The organism is Mycobacterium sp. NGS56 (assembly GCF_059812425.1).
Genome location: NZ_JCALCQ010000001.1, coordinates 1412989 through 1436467, shown reverse-complemented (window position 1 = coordinate 1436467; position 23479 = coordinate 1412989). Strand labels below are relative to the sequence as shown.

15 protein-coding genes and 1 pseudogene are annotated in these 23479 nt (G+C 66.0%); 5 read left to right on the top strand and 11 right to left on the bottom strand.

Annotated elements, in window-relative coordinates:
- The first annotated feature begins 84 nt into the window (after nt 1–84).
- Nucleotides 85–705, top strand: a complete 621-nt coding sequence (locus tag AC5Y4F_RS06570) for a TIGR03085 family metal-binding protein (protein ID WP_067937479.1) — start codon at nt 85–87, stop codon at nt 703–705.
- Nucleotides 706–793: 88 nt separating this feature from the next.
- On the opposite strand, the gene AC5Y4F_RS06565 is transcribed toward AC5Y4F_RS06570, so the two are convergent.
- The 3 genes from AC5Y4F_RS06565 to AC5Y4F_RS06555 form a co-directional block, all read right to left on the bottom strand.
- Complete coding sequence (locus tag AC5Y4F_RS06565; RefSeq protein WP_499995595.1) at nt 794–2326, bottom strand: class I adenylate-forming enzyme family protein; 1533 nt, start codon at nt 2324–2326, stop codon at nt 794–796.
- Between the two features lie 12 nt (nt 2327–2338).
- Nucleotides 2339–3181, bottom strand: a complete 843-nt coding sequence (locus tag AC5Y4F_RS06560) for a thioesterase family protein (RefSeq protein WP_067937483.1) — start codon at nt 3179–3181, stop codon at nt 2339–2341.
- A 111-nt stretch (nt 3182–3292) separates the two neighbouring features.
- Complete coding sequence (locus tag AC5Y4F_RS06555) at nt 3293–4006, bottom strand: VIT1/CCC1 transporter family protein (protein WP_067937523.1); 714 nt, start codon at nt 4004–4006, stop codon at nt 3293–3295.
- A 312-nt stretch (nt 4007–4318) separates the two neighbouring features.
- Between AC5Y4F_RS06555 and AC5Y4F_RS06550 the strand changes: the two genes are divergently transcribed.
- Nucleotides 4319–5008, top strand: a complete 690-nt coding sequence (locus AC5Y4F_RS06550) for a chitin-binding protein (RefSeq protein WP_499995593.1) — start codon at nt 4319–4321, stop codon at nt 5006–5008.
- Nucleotides 5009–5103: 95 nt separating this feature from the next.
- Here the strand turns inward: AC5Y4F_RS06550 and AC5Y4F_RS06545 are convergent, their stop codons facing one another.
- From AC5Y4F_RS06545 to AC5Y4F_RS06515, 7 genes and pseudogenes are all read right to left on the bottom strand, one after another.
- Entirely contained in the window at nt 5104–5739 is a 636-nt protein-coding gene (locus tag AC5Y4F_RS06545; RefSeq protein ID WP_067937487.1) for a class I SAM-dependent methyltransferase, read from the bottom strand.
- Nucleotides 5736–6122, bottom strand: a pseudogene (locus AC5Y4F_RS06540) (class I SAM-dependent methyltransferase); the annotation flags it as partial. The gene AC5Y4F_RS06545 and the pseudogene AC5Y4F_RS06540, both read right to left, overlap by 4 nt.
- Nucleotides 6123–6187: 65 nt before the next feature.
- Nucleotides 6188–6469, bottom strand: a complete 282-nt coding sequence (locus tag AC5Y4F_RS06535; protein ID WP_197520635.1) for a hypothetical protein — start codon at nt 6467–6469, stop codon at nt 6188–6190.
- 131 nt (nt 6470–6600) lie between these two features.
- Nucleotides 6601–7032 (bottom strand): nitroreductase family deazaflavin-dependent oxidoreductase, encoded by a 432-nt coding sequence (locus tag AC5Y4F_RS06530; RefSeq protein WP_067937525.1) that lies wholly within the window; start codon nt 7030–7032, stop codon nt 6601–6603.
- Nucleotides 7033–7108: 76 nt separating this feature from the next.
- On the bottom strand, nt 7109–7600 hold the full coding sequence (locus AC5Y4F_RS06525; protein ID WP_499995590.1) for a DUF3060 domain-containing protein: 492 nt from the start codon (nt 7598–7600) through the stop codon (nt 7109–7111).
- A 207-nt stretch (nt 7601–7807) separates the two neighbouring features.
- Complete coding sequence (locus AC5Y4F_RS06520; protein ID WP_499995588.1) at nt 7808–8134, bottom strand: STAS domain-containing protein; 327 nt, start codon at nt 8132–8134, stop codon at nt 7808–7810.
- A complete protein-coding gene (locus AC5Y4F_RS06515; protein ID WP_067937493.1) occupies nt 8134–10704 on the bottom strand; it encodes a SpoIIE family protein phosphatase in 2571 nt (856 codons plus the stop codon). Before AC5Y4F_RS06515 ends, AC5Y4F_RS06520 begins: the two co-directional genes overlap by 1 nt.
- A gap of 239 nt (nt 10705–10943) precedes the next feature.
- Here AC5Y4F_RS06515 and AC5Y4F_RS06510 point away from each other — a divergent pair, with 239 nt between their 5' ends.
- The gene (locus tag AC5Y4F_RS06510) at nt 10944–20048 is read left to right on the top strand and encodes an ATP-binding protein (RefSeq protein ID WP_499995803.1); all 9105 of its coding nucleotides are present in this window, start codon (nt 10944–10946) and stop codon (nt 20046–20048) included.
- The gene (locus AC5Y4F_RS06505) at nt 20045–20746 is read left to right on the top strand and encodes a Type 1 glutamine amidotransferase-like domain-containing protein (RefSeq protein ID WP_499995584.1); all 702 of its coding nucleotides are present in this window, start codon (nt 20045–20047) and stop codon (nt 20744–20746) included. Before AC5Y4F_RS06510 ends, AC5Y4F_RS06505 begins: the two co-directional genes overlap by 4 nt.
- Here AC5Y4F_RS06505 and AC5Y4F_RS06500 read toward each other — a convergent pair.
- Complete coding sequence (locus tag AC5Y4F_RS06500) at nt 20736–21656, bottom strand: TPM domain-containing protein (RefSeq protein WP_499995582.1); 921 nt, start codon at nt 21654–21656, stop codon at nt 20736–20738. The two genes, AC5Y4F_RS06505 and AC5Y4F_RS06500, sit on opposite strands and share 11 nt — an antisense overlap.
- 214 nt (nt 21657–21870) lie before the next feature.
- On the opposite strand from AC5Y4F_RS06500, the gene AC5Y4F_RS06495 reads away from it, so the two are divergent.
- Nucleotides 21871–23277 carry an aldehyde dehydrogenase family protein gene (locus AC5Y4F_RS06495; protein ID WP_499995581.1) on the top strand — a complete coding sequence of 469 codons (1407 nt, stop codon included), beginning with the start codon at nt 21871–21873 and terminating at the stop codon, nt 23275–23277.
- Nucleotides 23278–23479: the final 202 nt, after the last annotated feature.

Genomic DNA, 23479 nt, shown 5'->3' with positions numbered 1-23479 from the left:
TGACAAACCAAATTTACCGAGCCGCCGGCGAGTGGTGTGCGGTGGACCCGTGCTGTCCGGGGGCGATCGCTCTAGGCTGAACGGATGTCTGTTGCTCGACGCGAACGTGCCGCCCTGGTGGAAACCATGCGCGGCGTTGGGCCGGATGCGCCCACCCTGTGCGAGGGATGGAAGACGCGGGACTTGGCCGCCCACCTGGTAATCCGTGAATACCGACCCGACGCGGCACCCGGCATCCTGTTCCCCTTCTTCGCCTCTCACACGGAGAAGGTGCAGAACCAGGTGGCCGAGCGAAACGGTTGGGACGAGCTGGTGGGCAAGCTGACCGCCGGCCCGCCGGTCTACTCGCCACTCAGACTGCTCGACCCGGTGGCCAATGTGGCCGAGATGTTCATCCACCACGAGGATGTGCGCCGCGCGCAGCCGGGCTGGCAGCCGCGCTCGTTGGAGCCCGCGCTGAGCAAGTCGTTGAGGCGCACCCTGCCGCTGATGGCCCGGGTCACACTCGCCAAGACGCCCGGCCGCGTGGCGCTGCGCACCCCGGAGGGCAAGACGCTGCTCACCGTGGGTCAGGGGCCGGCGGTGACCGTGACCGGTGCGCCCGAGGAGCTGCTGCTGTTCGCGGTCGGACGACAGGCCCGGGTCGAATTCGACGGCGACGCCGCCGCGGTGCAGGCCGTCCGCGATGCGCCCAAGGGGCTCTAGGCGTCCGCTGTAGGGCGCGCGGTGTGCAGGGATCGTCACCGCATTTTAAGACCCGCTAGGGCATGCGCTATCGAGTGCGCCGCACGCGTCACCCAAAGGCCGCGCGCAGGTCCTTCTTGATCACCTTGCCGATTTGATTGCGCGGCAACGTTTCGACGACCACCAGGTGCTCGGGATGTTTGTGCCGGCTGAGACCCCGTGATTGGCAATGCCGCACAAGGGATTCCAAGGAAACACCACCGGCCGTCGCAGGGACCACGACGGCGCAGACGCGTTCGCCGGTGCGCGGGTCGGGAATTCCGATGACGGCGACTTCGGCGACGGCGGGGTGGGTGGCCAGCGCATTCTCGATTTCCAGGGCCGAGATGTTCTCCGCATTGCGGACGATCGCGTCCTTGGTACGGCCCGTGACGCGGACATTGCCGTCGGCATCGATCAGGCCGAGATCGCCTGTGCGCAACCAGCCGTCGCTATCGAACGCGTCGGCGTCAAGCGTCGGGTCGGCGTAGCCGAGGAAGCACTGGGGCCCCTTGAGCCGCAGCTCCCCTTCCTGTCCGGTGCCCACTTCGACGCCGTGGCCGTCGACCACGCGTACCTTGACCCCGGGCACTGGCGGGCCGACGGTATGGTCGAGCACTTCGGGTGCAGCGGTCAGTGGTGGCGAGGTGGCGCACGGAAACTCGGTCATCCCCCAGGCGTTCGCGATTCCGGCCAGGCCGAAGGTTTCGCGGACCTGGCGTCCCAGTTCGGCGGTGACGGGCGCACCCCCGGCGAGGCAGCCCCGGACCAACGGAAACAGCGGCCCATCGGCTTGCGCCCGTTGGGCTTCGAGGAAGGCAACGAAGAATGGGGTCGCGGTGCCCAGGAATGTCGGGTTGTGCGCGGCGATGGCCCATGGGGTGGTGGCCGGATCGAACGCCTCGAAAAGCGCCAACCGCATGCCGGTCAGCAGCGCGGTGGCCAGCATCGCGGCCCCACCGATGTGGGCGACCGGGAACGCGACCGGATCCACGTCGCTGCTGTTGGCTCCCACCATGCCCACCACTCCGGCCGACCCGGCGATGACCGACGTGTCGGTATGACGGATCCCCTTGGGGGCCGCGGTGGTCCCCGAGGAGTAGTAGACCCAGCGAGCGTCGTCGGCGGAACTTGGCGGGGCCGGAAGGGCGTCGACGGCGGCGCCGGGCAGCCGCAGCTCACCGGCGGCCGGGGGTGTTGCCAGGTCAAGGGTGATGACTTCAAAGCCCTTGTCCCCGGACAATTCCCGGGCCAAGCCGCCGTGATCGAAACCGCGCCAAAACTCGGGCACCACAAAAAATTCGGTATCCAGCTGGCCAGTGATGAAACCGACTTCGCTTTCGCGCAGAATCGGGATGATCGGATTCTGCACCGCACCGAGTCGGGCCAGTGCGGCCATCACCACCATGGTCTCCAGCGTGGTGGGCAGCTGCCAGGACACGACGTTTCCCGCGCGGATTCCCCGTTCGGCGAGGGCGGCGGCGGTCGAGCACGCCGCGTCGTGCAGCTGACGAGCCGTCAGGCTGCGACCGTACTCGTCGGCCAGAAGCGTTCGGCTCGATCCCCGCTGCGCCGCATCGCCGATCAACGCCCAGAACGTCACTGCGCGCCTCCCTCAGCCGGCCGATGGATCAGTGGACCGCGGACGAAACCCCGAATGCGCGATCGCGACGGACACCCCGGTACCGATCGGCCCGTTCGCGTCCACCACGACCGCCGAGCCGCTGGCCACCCCGTCGTGACTGTGGTGCGTCAGCGAGGCCAGCCCGATGTGGTCGCCCGCGGGCGGTCGGGTGAGCGTAAGGGTGTAGTCGACGTTGATGAATTGCAGGGAGTTGGTGCCCCAGTTGGCAATCGAAGCCGTGATGTCACCAGCCATCGCCGCGCGAGTGAAGGCGGTGAGTGGTTCCTCGTCGATCAATGGGCGTGTCTCGTGTATCCATGTGTATTTCGGGCCGTCCGTCTGAGGCCAGTCCGGATCGGGGTTCTGTGCCTCGGAACCCCAGTTGTAGGTCCGCATGAACAGCGTGGAATAGGTCTCGTCCAGCGGGATCGGTGGCATCTGCACCGGCGGTGACCAGATGTGCCCCTCGGGCTGCCTGCCGCGGCGCAAAAACAATGCGCTCGCCTGTGCGACCGGGGCGCCGTCCTGGATGATCACGGCTTCGATCAGCCGTAATCGGCGCCGGTCCTGCACCACCTGGGTGTGCACCTCGAGGGGCGCCAGTGCGGTTGGGCGTGGCAGGTCGACCGTCAACCGCGCCGGTTGCAGTTGCGCATCGTGAGCAGCGTCCTCGACCGCCCACGCCAACAGTCCGCCGACCACGTGGCCGCTCAGCGATGGACCCCATCCCCCGCGCGCGATTCTGGTTGGCAGGAAATGATTTTCGTCGCGCACGAAGTACGGCATCGGTTCCGCCCATTGAGCTTCATCCGGCACGATATCGGGCTCGGCCACTGCATGCCCCTCCGTGTGATGGGATTGCGGGCTCTGCTGAGGACCGCAACTGTGAATGTTACAGTTGCGCTTCCAGTCGCTGGGTACGCACCGTCGCGACACCCCCGACGCTCAGCCGATTGCGGCGCCCACCAGATGGCCGATCAGGTAGGTGATCGCCAACGCAAGACTGCCGCCTATGGCGTTGCGCAGCACCGCACGGCCCTTCGGCGCGCCGCCCAGTCCGGCCGAGACCGCCCCGGTGATCACCAGCGCCGTGAGTACCGCGACGACGGTGACCGGGACTCGCCACGTCGTCGGCGGGACCAGGATTGCGATCAACGGCAACAGTGCCCCAATCGCGAACGAGAGCGCCGACGACGATGCCGCCTGCCAGGGATTCGTCAACTCCTCGGGGTTGATGCCCAGTTCGACCTCGGCATGGGCGAGCAGCGGATTGTGGTCGGTGAGTTCCTCGGCCACGGTGCGAGCGGTGGCCGGCGTCAGGCCTTTCCCCTCGTAGAGCGTGGCGAGCTCGTCCAATTCGGCGACGGGATCCTCGCGCAATTCGCGGCGCTCCTGGCGCAAGAGGGCCTTCTCCGTGTCGCGCTGGGTGCTGACGGAGACGTACTCGCCCAGCGCCATCGACACTGCGCCCGCGACCAGTCCGGCGCTGCCGGCGGTGAGTATCGGGGCACGATCGACGGTGGCCGCCGCGACCCCCACGACGATGCCCGCGGTTGAGACGATCCCGTCATTGGCGCCCAGGACGCCCGCGCGCAACCAATTCAGCTTCGACGACACCGACCCGACGTGGGGTTCGTGCGGATGTGACGCAGTCGACACGGCCGCAACCATATAGAGGAAAACCCCGCCGGACTAGCCAACGAAGCCTTGCCAAACACGTCCGCGTGCCGCCCGACGACAGCGTCGATCCGCCGTCAAGAAGCTGGTAATGAAGCTGGGGCGGCCACGCGGCGTCTGGACGAGCTTGGCTGCGACATGCACGACATTGCAACGTTCGTTGGACGGCCGCCAAAAGTTCTGCACGGGCGAGTCACAGCTGATCCATAGAAAGCCTATTTAGCGTCGGGATTGTAAGGGGGGTGTTCCAAGGAACTTCCTTGTACGTAATCCCTAGTGGATAGGTGAAGAATTATGAAGTTGAAGCAACTTGTCGGAGGGGTGACCATCGCCGGAGCGCTCAGCGCTGCGGCCTTGGGAATGGGCGCCGGGTTCGCCAACGCTGCTCCCGGTGCACCACAGCCTCCGGGTGGTCACGGCGCCTCGCCTGCGGGTGGTCCTGGCGGTAACCATGGCGGGCCGGCTCCTGCCGGTCCCAATGATCCCGGCGGTCCCGACGGGCCCGGTGGTCCGGGTGGTCCTGGTGGACCGCATGGCGGCCCAGGTGGACCCGGCGGTCCCGCGGAGCACCCCGGTGGCCCAGGTGGTCCTGGCGGTCCCGCGGAACAGCCAGGTGGTCCCGGCGGTCCCGCGGAGCACCCCGGCGGCCCCGGTGGACCCGCTGATCGCCCCGGCGGCCCGAGCGGTCCGGGCGATCACCCCGGTGCCCCCAACGGATTCGGTGGACCCGATCCTCACCCTGGCGGTCCGTGGCACGGAGATGCCCAGCGTGGTTACTTCCACGGGGCGCCGTGGGGCGAGGGGCCCGGCCCGTGGGGGCCGGGTGCGCCGCCCCGGCCGGCGTGGGATCGACCGCTACCGCCACCCGGTGGGCACTGGGACTACGGCCCGATCAACTACTGGGGCTACCAGGAAACCCCAATCTGGGATCCTGGGTTCAACCAGTGGGGCTTCTGGCTCTTCGGAGTGTGGATCCCGCTGTGATCGATAGCTGACAAGACGCCCGCTTCGCCAATCGGCGAAGCGGGCGTTGTCGCTATATGCGATGGCGCCGAGCGGCTTCACGCCCCATGCCGGCTCTAACTTTTGGTGCCGACCGTCAGCAAGTCGGACACCAGCGCCGTCCACACAGGTCGCGGGATCCGATATTGGTCCGTGATGACGAAGCCGGCCTCCTCGAACAACGTCCGCATCTCGGGCGCGGACGTGTTGTGCTGGGGCTTCCATCGAGAGTTCGCGGATGACTGCAGCCGCGGTTGCCTCGTGCTCAGCGCCGAGACGGCCACCAGACCGCCCGGAGCCAGCACACGGTGGAATTCACGCAACGCCGCCGGTTGATCGAAGAAGTGGAAGGCCGAGGTCGTCACGACCGCATCGAGGGCGCCGTCGTCGAACGGAAGCCGCTCGGCCGGACCGCGCATCCAGTGCACCCGATCCGATCGGGCACGAGCCTGGCCGAGCATGCCGTCGGACATGTCGACGCCGTAGATCTCGTCGGGGTGTAGTTCACGCTCGATTCGGTCGGTCAAGATGCCTGTGCCGCAGGCTATATCAGCGATCTTGCGGGCGCCATGGTTGCGCAGCTGGGCAATCACCTCGTTGTGCGGCGGTCGGTATACCCACCGTTGCAAGAAGGGCAGATCGTAAGCCGGCGCGAGGAAACTCCACATCCGCGTGACGGCGTTGTTGAGCCCTCGTCGCTGCGGGGCGGTCATCTGCTCAGCACCGAGGCGTAGTAGATGGTGTCGGCCACCGATACGGAGTCGTTGGTCTGCGGAATCGCATCGAGACCGGATTCGGCCAACAGCTCACTCATCCGGATGCTGTCCGAACGCCAACCCAGGTTGTCCAGATAGACGGCGACGTCGTTGCGCTCGCCCTGGTAGCCGAGCTCGCCGAATTCCAGGTCGAAGCCGTGCTCTCGCCACTTCGCGGTGGCCCTGCTCATCATCTCGTGGGCTTTCTCGGTGTCTACCTCTGACATGTCCGGAATAGCTTCGCACGCCAGCCGGCTGCCGTCCGCGCTGAGTGCGGTGATGTTGTCCAACAGACGATCTTGCGCCTCCGGCGGCAAATACCCGAAGAGTCCCTCCGCGGTTCCCATGTGCCGGCGCCCAGCTGGTTCGCCGGCCGAATGTCGCGTTGCCGCCGGATGGCGGATTCCTAGCGCGGTCCGGGGTGTCCGGGGCCCGCCGGTCCCGCCGGTCCCCCGGGCCCACCAGGTCCACCCGGTCCCCCGGGTCCACCCGGGCCCCCGGGTCCGCCCGGGCCGTTAGCGAGCGGGGCCAAGAACACACACTCATTCAGATCGACGCTCCAGCCCCAACCGGGGGCGCATTCGCCGTCGGCGCGGCTGATCGCCGACGTGGTGAGCACCGTCACCGGCAACCCGGCCAACGCGAAAGCCACCGCGCCGATCACACAACTCCGCAGGTAATGTCTCATCGCCGACCTCACTTCATCGTTCGGGGCGTGATGGTCGCATCCGGCCCAACACCCGCGCCCATCATTGTGCGGCAATAAACCCGTTGAGGTGCTCGATTGGCGGGCATGGACGCCGTTGGCGTGCCGTGTCTTCAGTCGGTGACCAATTCGAAGACCGGGATGAGCCGATCGGTGCGTTGCTGATATTCGCCGAACCCGGGGGCGCGCTCGACCACCACCGGATAGATCGAATCCCGTTGGTCACGCGACAATTCGCGCGCGGTCGCGGGCTTCGCGGGTTCCGAGCCGATCTCGACAGACACGCGAGGGTTGGCGCGAATGTTGTGTACCCAGCTGGGGTTGTTGTCCCGGCCCGCCGCGGAGCCGACGACATAAATTTTGCCGTCGATATCGAAGTAGGCGACCGGGTTGACCCGTTGGGCGCCGCTTCGCGCACCAGTCGAAGTCAGCAGCAGCAGCGGGAAACCCTCGAATTGCCCGCCGACTTTTCCGCCATTGCGGCGGAACTCTTCGATGTTCTGCTCGTTGAACTCCCGTTCCGGGCTCAACGCGTCGTCAGCCATCTCGCCATCGTGGCACGCTGCGCGACTGTCCGCCACCGTCGCTGGACTTAGGCTGTGCGGCAAGATTATTCGACTCTCACCCGCCGCTGGCCGGCAGCGCTTGTATGCCGGCGGGGCCCACGATGCTGTTGCTCCCGCCCGGGTTGCTGATTTGCGGAAACGCTCCACCCGGCCCTTGCTGCCAGGTGATGTGGTTGCCCGAACCGCTGGCCTTGATGATGGCGACCGTCTGCAGGTTCACCGTGTTAGCAGAGCCGCTGACATCGACCTCGCCACACGACCCGGTCAAGGTGACGTTGGAGTCGATGCTCACGACATTGATCGGAGACTGATTCCCGCAGTCATAGGCGACGGTCGCGACGCTCTTGTCGATTTTTGCGGGTGCGACGTCAAGGGGCGCAGGCCAGCGTCCCACCGGGGAAGCGACCACCCCCGCGGGCGAAGTCGCGGCACCCCCCATCAGCACGATGCCCGCTATCGGCGCATGGTCGCCCGGCGCCGCGCCGGCAGCCCCGCCGAGGATTACCGTCGCCGCAATGAAGGGTGCCCGAATCATCATCGCGGACATATAGATTCAGTCCTTCGAATTGGCCCACTGTGAGGCGTTAACGCTAGCGCGTCTCCGCCGTGCTTGTGAACCCGACAGCGATCCACCAAAGCTGGTCAGCCAGCTGGCCGCAACGCGTCACCGCTGCCTGTGAGCGCGGCATCCCGGCAACGCACTCCGCGTACGGGCAAAAATCACCAAGCGGCGAACATGACTTTCGCCGGTGTGTCACTGCACCGCTGTCGGCGCTGCGGGTTCGATGGTGGTCAGTTCGGTGAGGCCGCTGACCTTGAGGACTGGGATCAGGACGGGGTGCGCGACCAGCTCGATCCGATCGGCGTTAGCGGCCAAGGCATTGATGGCCGCGCTGTCCAGGTACTCCACCGCGCTGAGGTCGACGAGCAACGCTCCGTCGCCGCCGGTGGCCTCGGTCGCGGCGCTGGCCAAGGCCTGACTGAACGCGTCGATATTGCTCAGGTCGATTTCCCCTGCGGCGACCAGCACGAATTTCCCGTCGCTGCCGCGCGCGGTGTCGAGCGTGAGCGGGGTGGTCATCAGATGATCCTCGTAGATAGATGGACGGTGGTGCCATCGGTATCCGGACGTATGTCGACATCGCGCATGAGGCTTCGCATCAGCGGGATGCCCCGGCCGCGATGAGGATACGAAGCCGGTTGCGGAGCCTTCCACGAGCCGGTGTCGGTGATGGTCAACTCGAGCTCGTCACCGAGTGCGATCGCGCCCAGACGAATTGTGCCCTGCGGTCTATGGCGATGACCGTGCTCGATGGCATTCGCGACGGCTTCCCCGGCGGCGACGAGCACGTTCAGGGCTTGATCGGGGTCCAACCGGGCCCGGGTCAACCAGTTGCGCAGGGCAGTACGGGTGGGCGCGAGTTGGCTGACGTCTGCGGGAAACGTCAGCTCCAACGGGGCCGGGTGGCGGTAGAGCAGCAGCACAACGTCGTCCTGGTATCCGCTGTGCGGCGCGAGACGGGACATGACCTGGTTCGCCACGTCCTCCAGTCTCAAGGCGCGGGAATCCTGCGCGACGGCCGCGACGCGGGAGATGCCATGGTCGAGCGGAACCCGGCGACGTTCGACTAGGCCGTCGGTGTAGAGCAACAGCGTCGAACGTGCCGGGATGGTGACACGGGCTTCCGGGCGAATCCAGTTTCCTCGTATCCCCAGGGCGATCGTGTGGCCATCGTCGAGAATCTCGGTGCTGCCGTCTCCATGTACCAGGATGGGCGGCGGATGACCGGCACTCGAGTAGACCAATTCACCCGTCTCGGGGGTAAGCACCGCACACACCGCGGTGGTGCACTGCGCGCCGGGCAGCCGCGCGGCAAAGCGGTCCATCCCCGCGAGAGCCGCACCGGGACTTGGGTTTTCGAACAGCAGCGCGCGGCAGGCACTGCGTACCTGGCCCATCACGCTGGCGGCGGCCAGGCCATGGCCGACGCAGTCGCCGACGATCAACGCGATGCGTCCATCGTCCAGCTCGACGATGTCGTACCAGTCACCGCCGACCTGGAGGGGCCGAGTCGCGGCCTGATAACGCACAGCGAAACCGTCGGGCAGATCGGAGGGGCCCAGGATCGCGTGCTGCAGCGCCAGCGCGGTCTCGCGCTGCTGATCTACCTGGTACACCCGCTGCAAACCCTGGCCGAGGCGGGCGGCCAGGACGGTGAGCAAGGTCTGGTCCTCGAGGGTGAATGGGCGCTGGGCGATCAGGTCCATCCATACGACCAGCACGCCTTCGGGGTGCTGCAGCGCAATGCCCGCGGTGCCGGGCTGCGCCGCATGGGGGGTGAGCAGGTCGCCGTCGCGCAAAGCGCCGAGCACCTCCTGCATGGGCGGCGGCAAATCGTCCCACTGCGCGGACTCGCCCACCGATACCACCCGCGGTGCGCCGAAAACGGTTCCGGTGGAGGGACTTTGGCTCGGGAAGGTGACGGCCAGAACGCGCCGCGCCCGCCAGAGCCGGCGCAGTTCCTCGGCGGCGGCCCGCACCGCGTCATCGACGGTGTCGGCTTGGGCCAATTCCTGGTTGAGCGCGTGTTCGCGGCCCGCCGCCAACGCCAAGGCGATCGCCGCGTGCCTTGCGAAGTCACTGACCAGGTCGAGGTAATCGTTACCGAACGCGGGCTGGTGCGGGTCACGTGCGACGGCGATGACTCCGAGCACGACTTCGTCCGCGATCAGCGGCATGACGATCGCGGAGCGTTCGCCGACGTCGGTGAAGCCCTCGATCGGGTATTGAAAGGAATCGGTGATCAGCGGGATGCCGCGGCGGGCCACGCCCCCGGTGGTCGAACCGTCCATCGGAACTTGTCGTCCGATTACCTCCGAGGAATACCGGCCCGCGGTCGCCGCGACAACCAGAGTGTCGACCTGGTCGACGGGCAAATCGGCCTCCCTGGGCACCAGCAGGATGGCCTGCTCAGCGCCGGCCAGCTCCAGCGCGCGGTTGACGATGAGCTGCAACGGCCCGGTCTGCGGGTCACCGGACAGCAACGCGGTGGTGATCTCGCGGCTGGCCCTAGTCCATTTCGCCGCTTCGCGTTCGCGCTCGAAGAGCCGCGCGTTGTCGATGGCGGCGGCCGCCGCCGTGGCCATGGCGCGCACGGCGCCTTCCTGCGTGTCGGAGAAGACCCGGCCTGGCCGGTCGTCGGCCAGGTACAGGCTGCCGAAGTTGGCCGCCCGCACGGTAATCGGGATGCCGAGCAGCGCATGCATCGGCGGTTCGTGTCCGGCCAGGTCGGCGGTGGCCGGATGGGTGCTCAGATCATCGATGCGCATGCCATCGCCCACCGGAAGATCGCCAAGCCGCCGGGCGGTCTCAACGTCGATTCCGGAATGCACGAAAGAAACGAGCGCCCCGTCGGGGGCGCGGATACCCAGGGCGGCGTAGCGGGCTTCGGTCAGCTCCATCGCGGCATCGAGGACTCGACGCAGCGTCACGTCCAGGTCCAGATCGGAGCCGATCTCGACGATGACCCGCACGAGTTGTTCCATCTGGTCGCGCGCCGCCACCAGCTCGTCGAGCTGATCATGCATCCGGCTCGCCAGGTCGCGCCGGCCCTGCCAGGTGAAAGCGGACTCGCCCTGGTCGCTGTCCATAGATACCAACGGTAAACGGTCGGGCGAACGCGACTGTTCGGTATCTGGATGGGTCCAGCGCCACGGCGGCCGTTTCAGCCACTGATGGGCGAGCACCGGCTCAATAGCTGGCCGCCATCCACCGAGGTCATGCAGCGTTGCTGGCACTCAATGAACTGCAGGCAGCGGGGCTTTACCCGATCTTGACCAGGTATTGAATTGTGCCGCCGAAGATAGCTGACGTGAGTACGCTTTCATCGGTGGAACTGGGCGTTTTGGGACCTCTCCAGGTCCGGCGAGGCGGAGCGTCCGTCGCCATACCGGGCGCGAAACCCCGCGCCATTCTCACGATGCTCGGATTGCACAGCGGTTCCGTCGTGCCAGCGGACACGCTCGTAGAGCTGCTCTGGGGCCAGGATCCGCCGCGCACCGCCGCCAAGGCCCTGCAGACCCACATCTCTTCGCTGCGTCGCACCCTCGGCGACGGCTTCGTGGTGACCCAGGGGGCGGGTTGGATTCTCGCCGAAAGCGAGGTTGATGCCGCGCGCTACAAGGCGGCGGCCCGGCTGGGACGCGAGGCCGCCACGGCGGGCGACACGAGCCAGGCGTTGGCCCGGTTCGAGGAGGCCCTTGCCCTCTGGCGCGGAATTCCCGAACTGCCCGACGGTCGGCGCGGCACGTCTGAAAAGACGCGATGGATCGAGAGCCACGCCGCGCTGGTCGAGGAGCGAGCCGACGCGCTGCTGGATACCGGTCGCGCCGCGGAAGTCATCGGTGATCTCGAGGGAGCGGTGGCTGACGCTCCGCTGCGGGAGAGGCGATGGGGTCAGCTGATGCTCGCCCTGTACCGCGCCGGCCGGCAAGGTGAGGCCCTCGGTGCCTATCAACGGGCTCGATCGCTGCTCGCCGACGACCTGGGGGTCGATCCTGGGCCAGAACTTCGCCGGCTCGAGGCCGCGATCGTCACTCAGGACGCCTCGCTGGATATCGCTGTAACACAACATGTTCCGTCGGTGATGCGCGCCGTCACATTCTTGCTCACGGACATCGAGGGGTCGACGGCGGCGTGGGAGGCGGATGCCGATGCCATGGCGGTGGCGCTGGCACGCCACGATGAGCTGGTCGAACAGGTCGTCACGTCACGTGGCGGTCGGCTGATAAAGACCCGCGGGGAGGGTGACGCGACATTTTCGGTCTTCGACCGACCTTCCGCGGGCGTCGCGGCGGCAATCGAGCTGCAGGACGCGATTGCCCACGAGCCGTGGGGGTCGCCGGACCCCATCCGTGTCCGCATGGCGCTGCACACCGGCGAGGTCGAGCTTCGCGACGGCGACTACTTCGGCCGAGCGGTCAACCGGGTCGCGCGATTGAGGTCCCTGGCCGAGGGCGGCCAAATCCTGTGCTCCGGTGCCACCGCCGAGCTCGTCATCGACTCGCTGGCCGATGATGTCATGCTCACCGACCTCGGGATGCGTCAACTGAAAAACCTCGCGCGGCCCGAGCATGTTTTCGAATTGCGATTGGAGACCGGTGCGGACCAACCGCAATCGCAGGCGCCCGTACCGCCGATGGAGCGGCCCAACGTCCCGGCCGTACTCGTCGGCGCGGGTCCATTCGTAGGTCGTGGCCGCGAACTCGAAGGGCTGCTTTCGGCGTGGCAGACGGCGCTCGCCGGTGGTGTGCGTGCGGTATTGATCGCCGGCGAACCCGGCGTCGGCAAGACGCGCCTGGCCGGTGAATGGGCGCAACAGGCTTACGCGCAAGGAGCGGTCGTGCTGTACGGCCGGTGCGACGAAGATCTCGGGGCCCCTTATCAGCCGTTCGCCGAAGCGCTGCGTTCGCTAGCACCGTGCGTGGGCGCTGACCGGCTCAGAGGGCTGCGCGGCGTCGAAGCGTTGCTGTCAATCGTGCCCGGGTTGGCCGACATCCTCCCCGACCTCACGTCCCCGGCACACGCCGACCCCGACACCGAGCGCTACGCCCTGTTCGATGCCGTCGTCGCGCTGCTGGAAACCGCTTCCGAGAGCGCGCCGGTGGTGATGATCGTCGACGATCTGCACTGGGCAGCCAAACCGACGCTGCTCTTGTTGCGGCATCTGCTGCGATTCGGCGACCATGCCCGCGTGCAAGTCGTCGGCACCTACCGCAGCACCGACCTCGACCGCTCGCATCCCCTCGCCGCGACGCTCGCCGACCTGCACCGCGACGGGACGGCCGACCGGCTAACGCTCAGCGGGCTCGGCGAAGACGACGTGACGGCCTATGTCGCGGAGGCGGGTTACGACGACGACGAACTCGCCCACGCATTGGCCTCTGTCACAGGCGGTAACCCCTTCTTCCTCATTGAGGCCTTGCGCCATGTCGATGAGAGTGGCGGCGTGTGGGACCAGAGCACCCTGCCCCAAGGTGTGCGGGAAGCAGTGAGCCGCAGGCTTTCTCGACTCCCCGCCGATACCAACAAGGCCCTTGCCGCGGCCGCGGTCGTCGGCAGCCGGTTTGCTCTGGAGCTGGTAGAGCGGGTGGTAGGAAGTGACCTCATCGACGCGTTCGACGAAGCACGCCAGGCCGGCATCGTCATCGAAGAGCCCGGCGGGTACTTCCGGTTCAACCACGCCATCGTCCGCCAATCACTGCTCGCCGAGCTGGCGTCCGTGCGCCGCATGCGACTGCACCAGCGCATCGCCACGACACTCGAGACGCTGCCCGGCGCCGACGATGAGCTGCTGGCCGAACTGGCCCACCACTATTTCGAATGCGCTTGGGCGGGAAACGCGGCCAAGGCCGCCTTCTACTGCCGGCGTGCCGCTGACCAGGCGATGGCGCGACTCGCCTACGAGGGTGCCGCCGACCTTTACGATCACGCGCTGCACGCGCTCGAGGACATTGACGACGAGCTTCCCGACCGCGACGACCAGACCGTTGAACTATTGGTTGCGCGCTGCGAGGCTTTGCTAGCCGCGGGCGACGTGGTTTCCGCGGTCGGTGCGGTCTCTCGATTACAAGCCGCGGCAACGGATTCGGCCCGGCTAGCAGCGTGGGCGACATGCTTCGAAGGCCAATTGTCGATGTTGATTCACCCCGAGCGATTGGACGACGTCGAAGTCGCCTTGGGGGCGGCCGCCACCAAGCTGGCCGAACTGGACGACGCCGCAGGAGAAGCCAAGGCGCACACCGTTCGCGCGGGTTGCCTCAACCGTCTTGGGCGGATCGGCGATTGCGAAATTGCCCTGGACGACGCCCTCACGGCGGCGCGGCGGGCGCGTGAACACCGCCGGGTGAACGCCGTATTGGCCGGTGCTCCGCTCGCGGCGCTGTGGGGCCCCAATCCGGTTCCGCGCGCGGGTGGAAGGTGTCTTGACGTGGTCCGGCTGCTGCGTATCACGACCGACTCCCCCGCCGTGGAGGCCACCTCCACGCGGTGCCAAGCCGTGTTGGAGGCGTTCCGCGGCCGTACGCCTGCCGCCCGGCGGATGATCGACTCGGCCCGCCGCACCCTCACCGAGCTCGGCCTGCGCCACGCGCTGCTGGAAGTTGACCAATTCGCCGGCATCGTCGAACTCATCGGAAACGATGCTGCCGCCGCGGAGCCGCATCTGCGCAAGGCCTGCAACGGCTTTCGCCGGATGGGGCTGGACGCCGACACCGCCGAAACCGCCGCGCTGTTGGGCCGCGCATGTCTAGCTCTAGACCGCGAGGACGAGGCGGGCGAATTGTGCGCGGAGAGTGAGCGTCTCGCCGGCCACGCACTCAAGGCGTCGATCGCCTGGCGGACGCTTCGGGCACACCTGCTGGCGCGCAAAGATGATTTCCAAGCGGCTCGACGGGTCGCCGAGGAAGCGGTCAGTCTGGCCGAACGCACCGACGCACTGGTCGATCACGGCGACGCATGCCTGACGCTGGCGACGGTTCTAGGCGCCGCCGGTGACGTCGCGGGAGCGCGCGCCGCCGCCGAGCAAGCGATCGATTTGTATGAGCGGAAAGGCGCTGCCGCGCTGGTGGACATGGCGCGGCAAATTCTCGGCGAGCCGGCTCAGCCGCCTACCCCGGCTCCCCCCGTTGCGCCCGTTGTCGAGCTGGACAGCGAATGCGTGCGAGTGGGTGAACGCGTCATGGCCGCTGTTCGTCGCAAGGACTGGGATGAGTTCGAGCGGCTGTTCGCACCAAATGTCTCGATCGAGAATCGGCGGAAGATCGTCGGCGTGGCCCTCCCATCGGACGCGGTGCGACGTGAGATGAGGCGTGATCTCGAAGCCGGCGTCACGCGTATCGACCATGTCATGATCGCTGCGCGAGGCGAGCGGCTGGCTCTGTCTCGATTGATCACGAGCGCTGTCGACGAGAGTCCCGGAGCGCCGCACGACGAGCTTCTGCAGCTATACGCCATCGACGAGAATGGCCAAGTCGTGCGACAGGTGTGGTTCGACGTCGAAGACATGGACGCCGCGATGGCCGAACTCGACGCGGCCTACGCTCGACTCGAGCACGAGCATTCGCAAACGCTTCAGCTGGAAAATGCCGCGACGCGCGCATACGAGCGCCTGCACGCGTATTTCAAAGCCCGCGACTGGGACGCGATAACCCAGCTCCTCACCGACGACTACTGCGGCGACGATCGTCGTTCGGTGGTAGGTTCGGGGATCCGACGCGGCCCGGATGCTGCGATCGAAGACTACCGGTCGGCCGCCGACATACACGTGACGGATGCGGGTTCGGAGACCATTGCAACCCGTGGGGCGCGCCTGGCCCTCACTCGTGCCCACTACGCGCGAAGCACCTTGGAATCGGAGACATTCCGCGTCGACTTCCTCCAAATCGTCGAACTCGACGCCGCCGACCGGATCGCGGCGATGGCCGCGTTCGACCTCGACGACTTCGACGCTGCCATCGCCGAACTCGATGCCCGGTATCTCGCTGGCGAAGCGGGGCCGCACGCGCACACGTGGTCGGTGATCGCGGGAACTTACGCCTCGATCAGGCGGCACGAATTCCCCGCGCTGACATCTGATTGCGTGACTATGGACCATCGACGGACCACTGCGTTTGCGCCCGGTGAGCTTCCCGCATACATCCGTGCCGGGTGGGACATCGGGCAAGAGATCCGACCGTACGTCGCGGTTGTGCACCGGTTGACCGATCTCGGAGCGGTCTGCAGCGCTGCGTCGCATGGCGTTTCGCATGAGGGCTTCGACGCCGAATGGCGGCACCTTGCCCTTTCGACGGTCCAGGGCGACATGGTCAACCGCTGCGAGATGTTCGACGACGCCGACCTCGACTCCGCGATCGCAAGATTCGAACAACTCAGCCGGCCGGCACCGCGATTAAAAAACACGGCCGCGCACGTATTCGAGCACGTGTGGTCGCACTTCGCGGCTCGCGACTGGGATACCATGGCGCAGACGGTCGCCGACAACTACGTCGGAATCGATCACCGACGAATCGTCGGCGCCGAAACCCAGCACGGTCGACATGACGTGATCAGAGACCTTCAAGCCGCCGCGGAAGTCGGATTCACGATCTCGATGGTGAACGCGATTGCGATCCGCGGAGAACGTCTGGTACTCGCGCGAAGTCGCGCCTCCGGCCCCGACCCCGAGTCGATCCGAAACGAGGCCCTCCACGTCGTGGAGGTTGACGCCGACAACCGAATCGCGACCGTCGTCTCGTACGACCCGGAGGACTTCGACGCCGCCATCGCCGAGCTGGACGCTCAATACCTCAGCGGCGAAGGGGCCACCCACGCGCAAACGTGGTCCGTCGTCGCGGCTAGTTATGCCGCGCTCAACAAGCACGAGTTGCCGATGACCAGGCCGGACTGCGTCAACATCGACCATCGACGGGAGACCGCGTTCGGGCCCGGCGATGTGAACGCATACATCAGCGCGGGATTGGATTCCGAGCAAAGAATCAACGTCTATGTCGAGCAAGTGCATCGGCTGAGCGACGTGGCCGCGGTCGTCACCTATGCGGCGCACGAGACCTCGAAAGAGGGCTTGCTCGCAGAGTGGCGCGGGATTGCCGTTTTCACGGTCGGCGGCGACATGATCAACCGCACAGAGGTTTTCGACGAATCGGATCTCGACGCCGCGATCGCCAAATTCGAACAACTGACCCGGCCGGCGCCGCAACTGGACAACGCGGTAAGCCGCGTGTACAAGCGCGTCCAGGCGCTATTCGCGGATCGCGATTGGGACGCGGCAGGCATTTGGTTCGCCGAGGATTACCACCACGACGATCGCCGTCGGGTGGTGAATGCCGGGGTCCGGCGCGGTCGGAAGGCCGCGATCGAAGACCTACGGGCGGCCACAGACGTCGGGTTGCTGACGAAGATCGCGTCGACAAGCATTGCCACCCGGGGTGAACGCCTTATCTTGATGCGCTTCCACGGGGCGAGCGACGACGAGGCGGTTCAGGTCGACGTCCTTCAGGTTGTCGAAATGGACGCGGGCGAGAGAATCGCTGCAGTCGTCGTGTTCGACATTGACGATTTCGATGCCGCCATCGCCGAACTCGATTCTCGTTATGGTGCAGGCGAAGCCGCACCTTACTCACATTCGTGGTCGGTCGTAGTAGAGACGTATGCCGCAGCGAACAGCCAACACCTCCGATTGACGTCCGACTGCGCGAATGTCGATCACCGACGAGCGAGAGCATTCGCCCCCGGTGAACTGACTGCATACTTGCACGCCACGTGGGAAATCGCACCCGACGTCAAGGGCTACGTCGAGGCGGTGCATCGGCTAGGCAGCTTCGGTGCCGTCGTCACCCACGTGGTGCGCGGAAGCTCGCAAGAGGGTTTCAACGCCGAATGGCGAGAACTCATTTTGGTCACCTTCGAAGGCGACATGGTCAACCGCTGCGAGCTTTTCGACGAGTCAGATCTCGAGGCTGCCCTCGCTAGGTTCGATCAGCTGCAGCCACGAACGCGACGACTGGAAAATCAAGCAAGCAAAATCAGCGACCGCTTCCTGGCATACTTCGCGGCACGCGACTGGGGCGCGATCGCCGAAATGACCGCCGACGACTTTTCGAGTGACGATCGTCGTCGAGTCGTGGGCGCGGGAGTCCAAGTGGGTCGAGACGTCGATATCGCAAATATGCGGGCGTGGGCTGATGTCGGCATCAGGAACATGGTGCCCGACGTCATCGCGATCCGAGGTGAGCGCCTTCTGCTCGCACGAACCCGGTTCTTGGGCCCCGAGCACGGGCCGAAGGCTTTCCACAGCGAGGTGCTCGGTCTCGTCGAGGTCGATGCCGAAAACCGGATCGCAGCCCGGGTCGTGTTCGACACCGATGACATCGACGACGCCACCGAGGAACTCGAAAAACGCTACATCGCAGGCGAAGCCGCACCTCATGCCCATACCTGGTCGGTGATCACTCGCGCCTACGCCGCGCTCAATCGGCGTGAGCATCCGCTGACGACAGTCGACTGGTCGAACGTCGATCACCGGCGAGGAATATCGTTTGCGCCCGGTGAAGGGTCTGCGCTACTGGCCAATTGGAATGCCACACCCGACTTGAGCAATTCCGTCGAGGCGGTGCACCGGCTGAATGACCTCGGCGCTGTGGTCACCTCTGTGTCACAGGAAACCTCGGATGAGGGCTTTCACGCCGAGTGGCGAGTGGTGAGTCTTCTGACGATCGAAGGTGACCTGATCGACCGCCTGGAAGTCTTCGACGAGCCGGACCTGTCGGCTGCCCTTGAACGCTTTGAGGCAATGCAGGCGCCGGCGCGACGACATCCGGAAAATGCGGCAAGCCGGCTGTATGAGCAATTCAAGTCGTACTATGCGGCTCGCGACTGGCGCGCGGTAACCGAACTGATGGGCGACAACGTTTGGAGTGACGACCGTCGTCACGTGATCAATTCCGGCGTCCGAGAAGGGCCGGCTGCTGTGATCGCCGAAATCGCGGGGCTGGATGACGCCGGAATCGACCTGACATCAGAAATCGTCGCGACCCGCGGCGAGCGGCTTGTCCTCAGTCGCCTCCGAACCACCGCGCGCGGCCAAGGACCCGATGGGTTCCACTCCATCGATTTGGACATTCTGGAGCTCGACACCGAAGGCCGCGCCGTAGCACGCATCGTGTTCGACCTGAACGACATTGACGCGGCATTTGACGAACTGGAGGCCCGATACATCGCTGGCGAAGCGGCCGCTCATTCAGACACGTGGTCGGTGATTGCCGGCGTACACGCGATGTTCAACCGGCACGAATATCCCGCCGCGGACTGGGTGACCATCGACCATCGACGAGGCACACCATTCGCCGCCGGCGACATGACTTCAGCCATTCACACCCTCTTCGATCTCACCCCGAATTTCAAAGTCCACATCGAAACCGTTCACCAAATAAACAGTTGTGGCGCGGTGATCACCAACTGCGCACACGGGTCCTCGCCGGACGGCTTAAGCGTCGAATGGCGCATGCTCATGCTTCTCGTTGTCGATGGCGACCGACTCACTCGCTGTGAGGTGTTCGACGAGACCGATTTAGACGCCGCGAACGCGCGGCTCGACGAGCTCACCCGGCCGCCATCGCGGCTGGACAATGCCGCGACCCGGGTGATCGAGCAGTTCCTGGCGGACTTTACGGCTCGCGACTGGGATGCCATGGCAGAGCTGATCGATGAAGACTTTTGCTCGGACGACCGCCGTCGGGGCATAAACGCCGGAATCCGACGCGGTCGCGAGGTCGAGATGGCGAATTGGCGCGCCACCGCCGAGGTTTGGACTTCTGATATGCGGGCGGCGGTCATTGCGACCCGCGGAGAGCACCTCGCGCTCTTCCGATTCACCTTCGTTAGCCAAGATTCGCTGCCCGCAGCCTTCCAAGCTGCGGCGCTTTCCGTCGTGCAGGTCAATGCTGACAACCAATGTATGGCTGTCGTCATTTTCGACCCCGACGACTTCGAAACCGCCTTCGCTGAACTCGAAACACGTTACCTGGCAGGAGAAGCGGTCGCCTATGCGCATACGTGGTCGACTCTGTTGCGGGGTTTCGCCGCGTTCAACGAACACAAGCTTCCCGCGACCACACCCGGCTGGGTGAATGTTGACCACCGGCGAGGGCGAGCGTTTTCGCCCGGCGACCTGGTTCCCTACATCCATGCCACATGGCAGGTGATGCCGCAAGCCAAGATCTACGTCGATGCGGTGCATCGGCTGAGCAACCTTGGAGCAGTCGTCACCCAGTCGACGCATGGGACGTCGCCGGACGGCTTCGACGCCGAGTGGCTCGAGGCTAACGTTCTGACTCTGGACGGTGACCTGATCAACCGCTGCGAGGTCTTCGACGAGACAGACCTCGACGCGGCGCTCGCGAGGTTCGATGAACTCACCGGCGAAGATCGGCCGAAGTGACGGCGCCACAACGGCAGCCGCTCTATCTGCTGGCGGACAGTCAGCTGCTGTTCTGGAGGCGTGACGGCAGACTGCTGCTCGAAACCGCCCTCGATGGATTGGCTCAGGACGCGCCGCTGAGCGCCGCCTACATCGGCGCCTCCAACGGGGATCGTCCCGAGTTCTACGAAATCTTCGAAGCCGCAATCGATGCCGTGGGAATCACCGAGCGTCGGATGATCGATTCGTCCTTCGGCCCGGACGACCGCGCATTCCTGGAGCGAGCCCGCTTGATCGTCCTCGCGGGCGGCGATGCGCGACTCGGCTGGAACACGTTCGAGGAAACCGGCATGACAGAGGTGATCCTTGACCGGCACACCAAAGGAGCCGTCGTAGCGGGCATTTCGGCCGGTGCCGTCCAGCTTGGGCGTTACGGAATCGTTGAGACTTCGGACACCGACGGGACGGAGTTATTCGGCGTGTTCGATCTGGTCCCCCTGGTCATCGACGCGCACGACGAGCGGACCGCGTGGGCGCGGCTCTCGCGGGCGATTCAGACACTGAAGGGATCTGTCACGGGGCTCGGAATTCCCACCGGCGGCGGAGTTATCGCCCACCCGGATGGCAACGTCGAGGCCCTGCGCCGTCCCGCACATAGATTGACGTTCGAGAGCGCTGGCGGGGTGCGCTCCGAATTGATCCTGCCGGTCAGCGGGTAGACGCCTTGCCGCGTCGTCGTGGCGTGCGGTGGGCTTCCACGACGTCGGCATTGGCCAGCGTCTGCGCTTGAGCGGCCAGTGTCGATGCCCTGTTGGCGTATGCGATGGCATCGGTGTCGTTTCCCGTTTCCGTGCCGTGCGCAGCGGCCAAGTGCCGTTTCGCCTCGTCCAACCGGGCTTGGGCCTCACTGCCGATGTTGGAGCGATACCTGGCGACATAGTCGGAGATTTGACGCACTCTGGCCTCCGCGGTGGACAACGCCCGCTGCGTCGAATGATCGCCCCCGCCAATGTCCAACTGGCCACTGCCCCGGGCGGCGCGCCGGCGGCGGCGCGCGCGCAACAGTATCAGCAGCAGGAGGAACGCGAGGATAAGCACGACCACGATCACGGCGATCGCGATCAGCGGCCAGACCGGCTTCGACGAGCTTGCCGGCTCAGACGCGCTCGACGACTTGTCCAACCCGTCGGCCGCGGCGACCGCAGCACCGCTCCAGTCTTTAGCGCCCAGTACCGGTTCAATCTGGGTGGTTCGCAGTTTGTTCGACTCGGCCGCTGTGAGGATCTGTGGCGGCACGCTGAACGCGCACGATTTGGTGTTCGTGGCCACGGCCAGCAGCGCGTCATGGTCGCCCATCGCGCTGGCACTGCGGGTCCGGTCGGCCCAGTTGTCGGGTTTGAACCTGTTGAAGTTGTCGACGTAGACCACCCACAGTTGAATGTGACGGTCGCGGTTGAGCCGGTCGATGGCGGCGCTGACCGCTGCCCGGTCGGACGCCGCCAACACCCCGGTGCTGTCAGTGATGTGATCGGTGAGCTTGGACGGCGGTTGCGCATCGGCAGGGGTTGCCCACAACAACGCCGCTGTGAGGATCGTCAGGACTACGCCGAACAGGCGAAAAACCCGCATAGGGGTAATCTAGCCGCCAATTCACGGCGGCGCGGACGTAGCTAGCGTCCGCCCGGCGGGTTGAGCACTCGCTGCGAGCACCTCGTTGACCAGCGGAATCCGCCCCGCCTCGTCCCTGGCAGGGCCCCCGGGCGTGCTGGACACCCTCTGGTTACGCGCGTAACCTCTCTCGCGCGACGGCAGCATTTCCGCGAGTGAAGGGCTATGAGGAACATTGAGTAACACCATTGCGGTCTTCAACCCGTCTACCGAGGAGCAGATCGCGGAAGTCCCCGATTCCGACCAGGCGGCGGTCGACGCGGCGGTAGCCCGGGCACGGGAGACCTTCGAGTCGGGGGTCTGGCGCAAGGCGCCCGCGTCGCACCGCGCGAACGTCCTCTTCCGCGCCGCGCGCATCATCGAGGACCGTACCGAGGAGCTCGCCGCGCTCGAGGCACAAGACAACGGCATGAACACGACCGCCGCGCGTCACATCATCCCGGTGTCGGTGGAGATGCTGAAGTACTACGCCGGCTGGGTCGGCAAGATTCACGGTGAGTCGGCCAATCTCGTCTCCGACGGCCTGCTCGGCACGTGGGAGACCTACCACACCTTCACTCAGCTCGAGCCCGTCGGAGTCGTCGGCCTGATCATCCCTTGGAACGGGCCGTTTTTCGTCGCGATGCTCAAGGTCGCGCCGGCACTCGCCGCGGGATGCAGCGCGGTTCTCAAGCCCGCCGAGGAAACGCCGCTCACCGCGCTGAAGTTGGAAGAGATCTTCCGCGAGGCGGGCCTACCCGACGGTGTGCTGAACGTCATCACCGGCTACGGCGAGACCACCGGTGCGGCGCTCACCGCGCATCCGGACGTCGACAAGATCTCCTTCACCGGGTCGACGGAGGTCGGGCGGCTGATCGTCAAGGCGGCCGCGGGCAACCTCAAGCGCCTGACGCTCGAACTCGGCGGCAAGTCACCGCTGATCATGTTCGACGACGCCAACTTGGACAAGGCGATCATGGGGGCCGGCATGGGACTGCTCGCCGGCTCGGGGCAGAACTGCTCCTGCACCTCGCGTATGTATGTTCAGCGCGGCATCTATGACCAGGTGGTCGAGGGCCTCGCCGGATTCGCGCGGATGCTGCCGATGGGCGGCAGCGATGACCCCGATTCGGTGCTGGGACCGCTGATCAGCGAGAAGCAGCGCAAACGCGTGAAAGGCATCGTCAACGACGGCGTGGCCGGCGGCGCGCAGGTGATCACCGGTGGCAAGCCGTTAGACCGCAAGGGCTACTTCTACGAGGCGACGATCATCACCAACACCACCCCGGACATGCGGCTCATCAAAGAGGAGATATTCGGCCCGGTCGGCTGTGTCATCCCGTTCGACGACGAGGACGAGGCGATCGCCGCCGCGAACGACACGCACTACGGGCTCGCCGGCTCCATCTGGACCGAGAACCTGTCTCGCGCCCACCGTGTCGTGAATGAGCTTCGCGCGGGCCAGATTTGGGTGAACTCCTCGCTCGCGGCCGACCCGTCGATGCCGATCAGCGGGCACAAGCAGTCGGGTTGGGGCGGCGAGCGCGGCCGTAAGGGCATCGAAGCCTACTTCAACACCAAGGCCGTCTACATCGGCCTCTGACGGGGTCGACGCCGCAGGATCCCGCAAGCACCATTTCGCTTGTCCACCAAGCCGACTCCCCACCCGCGCGGCGTTTCCCGACCGCAGTTGCGCACGGTGAGAGGCCGCGTCCGGAGGTCACCTCCAGGCCATCGCCTCGACCCTTGACGACGACGCTTGGGTTTGGATGGCGCAACGAGGGATACGCTGGATGTCGAGCAGG

Excerpts from the sequence above, each read along its gene's own strand:
- AC5Y4F_RS06530 (WP_067937525.1), bottom strand. The coding sequence starts at position 7,032 with ATGGCTGACGACGCGTTGAGCCCGGAACGGGAGTTCAACGAGCAGAAC.
- AC5Y4F_RS06545 (WP_067937487.1), bottom strand. The coding sequence starts at position 5,739 with ATGACCGCCCCGCAGCGACGAGGGCTCAACAACGCCGTCACGCGGATG.
- AC5Y4F_RS06520 (WP_499995588.1), bottom strand. The coding sequence starts at position 8,134 with ATGACCACCCCGCTCACGCTCGACACCGCGCGCGGCAGCGACGGGAAA.
- AC5Y4F_RS06550 (WP_499995593.1), top strand. The coding sequence starts at position 4,319 with ATGAAGTTGAAGCAACTTGTCGGAGGGGTGACCATCGCCGGAGCGCTC.
- AC5Y4F_RS06515 (WP_067937493.1), bottom strand. The coding sequence starts at position 10,704 with ATGGACAGCGACCAGGGCGAGTCCGCTTTCACCTGGCAGGGCCGGCGC.
- AC5Y4F_RS06525 (WP_499995590.1), bottom strand. The coding sequence starts at position 7,600 with ATGTCCGCGATGATGATTCGGGCACCCTTCATTGCGGCGACGGTAATC.
- AC5Y4F_RS06535 (WP_197520635.1), bottom strand. The coding sequence starts at position 6,469 with ATGAGACATTACCTGCGGAGTTGTGTGATCGGCGCGGTGGCTTTCGCG.
- AC5Y4F_RS06500 (WP_499995582.1), bottom strand. The coding sequence starts at position 21,656 with ATGCGGGTTTTTCGCCTGTTCGGCGTAGTCCTGACGATCCTCACAGCG.
- AC5Y4F_RS06570 (WP_067937479.1), top strand. The coding sequence starts at position 85 with ATGTCTGTTGCTCGACGCGAACGTGCCGCCCTGGTGGAAACCATGCGC.